The sequence below is a fragment of the Rhodopirellula sp. MGV genome, from assembly GCF_002251265.1.
Classification (GTDB): domain Bacteria; phylum Planctomycetota; class Planctomycetia; order Pirellulales; family Pirellulaceae; genus Stieleria; species Stieleria baltica_A.
On the sequence record NZ_NPDI01000025.1, the window covers coordinates 115,084 to 121,785 of the forward strand.

Annotated in this window: 9 protein-coding genes and 1 pseudogene; 6 read left to right on the plus strand and 4 right to left on the minus strand. The window is 53.7% G+C overall.

Annotation, left to right across the window (positions count from 1 at the left end; all coding sequences use genetic code 11):
• The first annotated feature begins 269 nt into the window (after positions 1 to 269).
• Positions 270 to 1,367 (plus strand): DsrE family protein, encoded by a 1,098-nt coding sequence (locus tag CGZ80_RS08170; RefSeq protein WP_094413198.1) that lies wholly within the window; start codon positions 270 to 272, stop codon positions 1,365 to 1,367.
• Positions 1,368 to 1,611: 244 nt separating this feature from the next.
• On the opposite strand, the gene CGZ80_RS08175 is transcribed toward CGZ80_RS08170, so the two are convergent.
• Positions 1,612 to 1,836: a hypothetical protein gene (locus CGZ80_RS08175; protein WP_094413200.1), complete on the minus strand. Its 225-nt coding sequence runs from the start codon at positions 1,834 to 1,836 to the stop codon at positions 1,612 to 1,614.
• 159 nt (positions 1,837 to 1,995) lie between these two features.
• Positions 1,996 to 2,142: a hypothetical protein gene (locus tag CGZ80_RS27885; protein ID WP_158222606.1), complete on the minus strand. Its 147-nt coding sequence runs from the start codon at positions 2,140 to 2,142 to the stop codon at positions 1,996 to 1,998.
• Positions 2,143 to 2,715: 573 nt separating this feature from the next.
• Between CGZ80_RS27885 and CGZ80_RS28560 the strand changes: the two genes are divergently transcribed.
• The 5 genes from CGZ80_RS28560 (at position 2,716) to CGZ80_RS08200 (ending at position 5,401) form a co-directional block, all read left to right on the plus strand.
• Positions 2,716 to 2,889, plus strand: coding sequence for a hypothetical protein (locus tag CGZ80_RS28560; RefSeq protein WP_233148302.1), 174 nt, complete (start codon positions 2,716 to 2,718; stop codon positions 2,887 to 2,889).
• Between the two features lie 219 nt (positions 2,890 to 3,108).
• Positions 3,109 to 3,762 (plus strand): PEP-CTERM sorting domain-containing protein, encoded by a 654-nt coding sequence (locus CGZ80_RS08185; RefSeq protein ID WP_094413204.1) that lies wholly within the window; start codon positions 3,109 to 3,111, stop codon positions 3,760 to 3,762.
• 144 nt (positions 3,763 to 3,906) lie between these two features.
• Positions 3,907 to 4,089, plus strand: coding sequence for a hypothetical protein (locus CGZ80_RS08190; protein ID WP_094413206.1), 183 nt, complete (start codon positions 3,907 to 3,909; stop codon positions 4,087 to 4,089).
• Between the two features lie 199 nt (positions 4,090 to 4,288).
• Positions 4,289 to 4,990: a hypothetical protein gene (locus CGZ80_RS08195; protein WP_143543801.1), complete on the plus strand. Its 702-nt coding sequence runs from the start codon at positions 4,289 to 4,291 to the stop codon at positions 4,988 to 4,990.
• Between the two features lie 216 nt (positions 4,991 to 5,206).
• The gene (locus tag CGZ80_RS08200) at positions 5,207 to 5,401 is read left to right on the plus strand and encodes a hypothetical protein (RefSeq protein ID WP_094413210.1); all 195 of its coding nucleotides are present in this window, start codon (positions 5,207 to 5,209) and stop codon (positions 5,399 to 5,401) included.
• A 64-nt stretch (positions 5,402 to 5,465) separates the two neighbouring features.
• On the opposite strand, the gene CGZ80_RS08205 is transcribed toward CGZ80_RS08200, so the two are convergent.
• Together CGZ80_RS08205 and CGZ80_RS08210 are read right to left on the minus strand one after the other, a co-directional pair.
• The gene (locus CGZ80_RS08205; RefSeq protein ID WP_143543802.1) at positions 5,466 to 6,428 is read right to left on the minus strand and encodes an IS3 family transposase; all 963 of its coding nucleotides are present in this window, start codon (positions 6,426 to 6,428) and stop codon (positions 5,466 to 5,468) included.
• A 56-nt stretch (positions 6,429 to 6,484) separates the two neighbouring features.
• Positions 6,485 to 6,702 (minus strand): annotated as a pseudogene (locus CGZ80_RS08210) (IS66 family transposase); the annotation flags it as partial.

Sequence of the window (6,702 nt, forward strand, 5' to 3'; positions counted from 1 at the left end):
CCGCAAAACTCTTCGGCTCGCCAGAACGGATGCGTTACGGTGTGTTTCTGATGGTCACACGCTGACTTCTGCGTCATCACGGCCAAGCCGCGATTCTTCCGATCACGCCTGCGACGGAACGCCACATGCGTTTCACCTCAATACCTCGCTACCTTCCTAGGTATAGACAGTTAAAACTATCAGTACCAGTAAGCTCGTCAGTCGCCTTTTCAGATTCACGAGCTTCCACCAGCATCGCTGGCGTTTCCCCACCTTTAGCGAGCCTGATCATGAACGGACTAAGAAGTTTCACATTGATTGTCATCATCGCAACTGCATTTCCAGCGATCAGCTTTGCGCAGCAGGGCCCGGGACGCGGATTCCGCGGTGGCGGCCAACCTGGTGCCGGCAGAGGCATGGGGCGTGGTCTTGGAGGCCCTGGGTTTGGAGGACGAGGCGCCGGAGGTGGTGCTGCGCAAGCAGAATCTCACGGGCATGACGAGCGACACGACGCTGATCGCGACGTCTTCCAGTTCCTGCTGCAGAACCACACCAAGATCAATCGCACCGTCACCGAATTGCCCAACGGCGTGGAAACACTCACCGAATCCGCCGATCCGGATGTCGCTGACAAAATCAAAGAACATGTTTCGTGGATGGAGTATCGAATCGAGAACACCAACCCGATTCGCATGCGTGACCCATTGTTCGCAGAGCTGTTCAAGCACACCGACAAGATCGAAATGAAACATGTCGACACCGAGAACGGCGTTCGCGTCACTGAGACATCATCGGATCCGGCGGTTGCCAAGCTGATCCAAGCACATGCGAAAGTGGTTACGGGTTTTGTCGAGCGTGGCTTTGCCGAAGCGATGAAAAACCATCCTGTCCCGGGCTCAACCCCAACCACCGCAGCGACGTCAACTCCGACAATCGCCGGATATGGCAAAGTCGTTCAGTTAGCGGACGCGGTTCAGCAACCGCGTGATGGGACCAAGATTGTCGTCGACTTAACCCGCGGCGGTGACGCAAAGGAAATCAATCCTGGCCTTGAAAAGATCGCCAAGTACCTAAACATCTATGCCGGCGGCGGAGCGGAACCGGCGAGCGTGCACATTGCGGTCGTACTTCATGGCGACGCGACGTTCACGGTGCTTAATTCCGATGCCTACGCCCGGCATTTCAACACACAAAGCAACCCGAATCTCACACTGCTACATGAGCTGCACGAAGCGGAGGTGGAGATCTATGTCTGTGGGCAAACACTGATTTCCAAAGGCAGCCGTCCAGACGAAGTTGCGGTTTTTGTCGACACCGCCGTATCAGCCGTGACCTCAATTGCAAACCTGCAAGCCGACGGATACGCCTATCTACCGCTTGGTAATTGAGTCACCGCGATTGCACCGATAGCAATCTCAGGGCTGACACCCCAAGCTGCCGACGCGGACTCTTCCGGAGTCAAACCTGCCCGTAATCGAAGTGCAAGTACACATCGTGTTCGGGCGTGGTTCCGTTGTGCGAACATCGAGTCATACCTCGCACGCCCCGAAGGGGCCGGCGTCGCTACCGCCGTCCCGTTGACTTTCGATCCAAACGATCGACACCCTCAACGTTACCGTTCACCAGCACCTTCTATTTCTGGCGGGTTGACTTGTGTAGTAGGCGTCGGCGGGCACGGCGCGTTTTCTTGCGGTCGGCAGCTTGCCGACGTTCTTCTTGGCAGTAGCTGCGTACGGACTCTGGTTGCTCGGCTGTCCATGCGTGCGGCGACATCGCTGCCCAGTCCGTCTCGCCAGCCAGCGACTTGAGGATCGCGACTTCTTCGTCGGTCCACTGAGCATTGGCCGAAGGCCTCAATCATCGTAGCCTGCGGCAACGCCGTAGGAACCTGAAAACGAAACCGACAATTGGCCGAAGGTCAATTTCAACCGATTTTTTTCGGCCGCCGCCGTCGCCTTTGGAATCCAGCCGGAAAAGGCATTGAAGGGATGAGTAGTCGTTAACCTCAAAACTGCATCAACGCACTGGAAAACCGACCAAATCGAGACCGCGTACCTTTTCCCACTCGGCGAGGTGCTCTTCCAATCGCTTGCCGGGAAAGACACGCAGCCAGCGAATCGCGACTTCTTCGTCGGTCCACTGAGCTTTGGCCGAAGGCCTCAATCATCGTAGCCTGCGGCAACGCCGTAGGAACCCGAATACAAAGCCGACGATTGGCCGAAGGTCAATTTCAACCGATTTTTTTCGGCCGTCGCCGTCGCCTTTGGAATCCAGCCGGAAAAGGCATTGAAGGGAGGAGTAGTCGTTATCCTCAAAACTGCATCAACGCACTGGAAAATCGACCAAATCGAAACCGCGTACCTTTTTGCCACTCAATATTGACGCGGGAACCTGCACCGGTTGCGGCGTGGCGAACACGCGATTCGGCCGGCGGTCGTCAATCGAAAGGTATGGAGAGGCTACTGAAGTGAAGCTGGTGCGAACGCCCAGTCGATCATCAGGAGCGTGATGCGAACGTGCGTGCAACGACTGGCCGCCCCATTTACATTCTTGCATCGTCAATTAACAAGCCCGACGCCTCTGCCTCTGCCCATCTCCGTTCGGTAAACAAGTACGGAGGATTTACACGGTCGTTGTATATTCCGACCGAACGAGCTATGGAAATCGTCAAACGATTAGCTGGTGAATATCCAGATGGTCCAATCTTGATATTCCATGGACTAAAGACGCAGTCAAATGCACCTTCCAAAGGCTGCGAAAAAACATGGATTGGATTTCACATACTATGCAATGCCGCACACCAACATTACCAACAAACTGCTGGCGGGTGTGGTTACCCACGTTGTTGCTGCCCTTGCTGAACACAAACCAACAAGGATGATCGACGAGGTCGATTCACATGTTTCGTAAGATTACAAGTACATGCTGGTGCTGGCGAAAAAAGGTGCATAAAAATATCGTGCCTCTAGATCCAGTATCGCTCACGATCTTTTTCGGATTTGGAGGATATTCGGATTTTCCGGGCCTCGGACTTGCACCCACCCTTCCCGGGGGCTACCCTGCACCCACGCAAATGAAAGGCGGTTTGTTGTTGGTCGTGTTTTGGTACCCTCAGATTGTGGATTCAAAATGATTCGAACGATTAAATTGGCGGTGGCGTGTGTGTTAGTACTCGCCACGGCGGGCACGGTGCAGGCTGCGATGATGACTTTCAATATCAACCAGACCTGGAGCCAAGGAAACGGGCAAACCGATATCCCCGCCACCAGTATCTCGCTAGGCGGTGCCGGCCAGTTCACGCTTGATCCGGGATTTAGCGAGGAATTCTTTGACTTTACGTTCGCTGGTACTGGGACGTTTTCGACAATCAATTCCAGTCTTGGTGGCTACTACTTCTTAGATTCTTACTCTCCAATGGAATTTATTGGAGCTGGCAATTTTGGTGACCACATTTCTGCAAACGGTGACTGGGACACAATCCTCGTTGGCGGCTCGACTGCTGGTGTTTGGGGCGGAACTCATGATGGATACTTGGGGTTTAGATCCGATACAGGCAATTTTGGCTGGATCGACTATTCTTTCACTCGGTCTGGTAGTGTTTCGACACTGACGTTACTGGACGGTGCTTACGAGGATCAGGCAGGCGTGGTTATTCTTGCGGGCGACACTATTGTAAATGCTGTTCCCGAACCTTCCTCGTTCGCCTTATTTGGTATTGGCGTTTGTGTCGCTGGTGCTGGATCACGTCGCCGACGTCGCATGCCGTTGGGTGTCGCCAACTAACTCTACCGACAACAATCCCAAACTTCAAAGCGTTGAGGGCAGCCATTGACGGCTGCCCTTTTTTATTTGCTTGACGCTAAAAACCAAGAAAGGCCCGTAGCAGAACCACGAACTTTTCAACGCATCATATCGATAATGGACTGAATGGATGGTGCCATCCATCATCCAGAAAAGCGTTCAGAACGCGATTACCACAGGACATCAATGTCAATTCCGTTCCGCCTGCCGCAAAGCCTCTTAATCGACCCGTTGGCAGAAGTGCTACACAGAATGCTAGGGCGCAGCGTGATGCTGCAATACTTCAACGAGCTGGTGCTGAAGATGTAAGAATTAACCAACAGCAGGTGAACGCGGCCGGTGAGCGAGTTGGAACAAACCTCCCTGATTTGCAGTACACCAATCCACGAACTGGTCAGCGTGTTAATATTGAATACGAACGGACAGGTTCGACACGAGGGCCAGTACACCAAGAAAGGATTCTTGCGAACGATCCGTCCGCGAGAGTTTGAATACGGGAGAATTCAAATTGATGATCGAACAAACTGAATTGCTAGGAGGCGTGTATCGACCGATAACCAACACAATTGGTTTCCTCGAATGTCGTGCTGAGACTGCAGCGAAAGCGTTCTTTGCGTGGAAGGATCGAACCTATTCGCGGGATGGTCGAAAATTGCGAATGGAACGACGCGAATCAGCGTCGCTTGAGGCATGTCTTGCCTCGTTGCTTCCCTTGACCTCTCGACCATCGCGGTGGGTCTTTATTGAAACTCAGTCAAGTTGGTGTGCGTATATTGAGAATCGCTGGCGCGGGACTGACCCAACTCCAATCGCACCCCTTGCTGGCGACCGCCTTAACAGTCGCGGCATTCGATGCACGAACATCCCTGCAGGAGAATCGCCAGCCACAATCCTTGAGGTTTACCGCTCAACTTGGAGTGAACTGGGGAATACAGAACGTTCGATATGTGCGATGAAGGACGGTAGTAGTTGGACTTTTGATACCTTTGGCGACCCGTTTGAGTTTGAGCAAATTCATCAATACTCTGCGAATCGAATACGCGACCGGTTCACGTCAAAAATGCTCGCCCAGTACTTGAACCAATTCGGAATATCCCCTTTTGACGAATCGTTCTACCTCACTCCAAATTGCGTTTTTTATATCGTTGACATTGATGGTCCGCCGCTGCCCAACATCAAGGAGTATTCTCTCAACGAAGCCGTAACTTGATGCCCCAAACAGTGGACGGCTCTCTCCGTCAAGCTATCCGAATCCTGATCCACCCATGTCGGCCCCACCCGTCCGAAACGAGCCGCAGACAGTCGAAGGATCAATGGATGGTGCCATCCATCATCCAGCTAAGCAAGCTGAACTGGAACCACGACTCTCCAAGTGCAACAAACAGTCGCTGGGCTTCTTCCGCGATTTGCTGGCTCGTTCAGGCTCATGCAGCTGAGCTTTGTTCCAGTGTCGGCGCAGCGTGGTACCGACGGATTTCACTTTCATTCAGTGGCTGGTGCGTTAGCGATGGCTAGTTTGATCAGCGACAAGCTAGTCGAAGCAGGCCGCCGCGATTGCTTGGCCGCGATGATGCTGCCGGCCTGTTTGCCTTGCGTGCTCTCGCATGGATTCTGGGATTAATGGATGGTGCCATCTAACATCTGGGGTGCCCCCGAAACTTGGTCCAGGGTTATGAAGGTAGGGATTAGGTTACTGAATCACATTCGTTGTGCCGCTTCGACGTAAGGAGCGCAGCGACTGGAGTTGAAGCGGCACAACGGGCCGCGAACTCCGCAGGGGTAAGCCCACTCAGCGAGCTGTGTGGACGCCGGTGGTTATAGGTCGATCTCCATTGGCTGATCACCTGTTGGGCTTCAGCAAGCGTGCTGAATGCTTCGCACGACAAGCACTCGTCCCGAAGCCGACTGTGAAAGCTTTCGACGTAGCCATTCTCCCAGGGGCTGCCTGGTTCGATGAACGACGTGCCGACATCAATGCGACCGAGAAAACCTCGAACGCGACGACTGATGAACTCGGGGCCATTGTCACTTCGGATGAATGCTGGAACGCCTCGGATCGCGAACACATCCACCAGGAGATCAACCAAGTCATCACCCGTAAACCGGCGGGAGACCTCCAAGGCAATGCATTCCCTGGAGTACTCATCGATCAGTGACAGGATTTTCAGCGAGCGTCCGTTGCTTGTCCGATCAAAGATAAAGTCGATCGACCAAACATGGTTCATGTGTTCGGCGCGGCGACGGCAGATGCCACCGGAATCGCTTCCGAGCCTGCGTTTCTTCGTCTTTTTCCGCGGTACGCGAAACCCTTCTCGTTTCCACAGTCGGTAGATCCGTTTGAAATTCACTGTCCACCCTTCACGGCGTAGCATCCGCGTGATCATCCGATAGCCGTAGCGTGGGAATTCACGAACCAGTTCATGAATGCGGCGAAGCAATCTCTCTTCGTCGCTCTTGGATTGCGTCTGGTACCGCTGTGTACTTCGCGGTTGACCAAGCGTCTTGCATGCCCGACGTTCTGACACCTCAAAGGTCTTTTGAGCCTTGGCGACAGCCTCACGTCGTCGCGTCGGGCTCAGAAGTTTCCCTCCGCAGCCATCTTCAAAATCTTCTTGTCCAACTCCGCTTCTGCGAGAAGCTCTTTCAATCGTTGATTTTCGACCTCAAGCTCTCGAAGGCGTTTCGCTTCGTCGGATGTACTTGTTTACCGCACGGTGATGGGCAGAGGCAGCGGCAATGGCGTCGGGCTTGTTAATTGACGATGCAAAAATGTAAATGGGTCAGCCAGTCGTTGCATGCACGTTCGCATCACGCTCATGATGATCGACTGGGCGTTTGCGCCGGCTTCACTTCGGTTGCCACCCCAGACCTTTCGATTGACGACCGCCGGCCGAATCGCTTGTTCGCCACGCCAATTGGTTG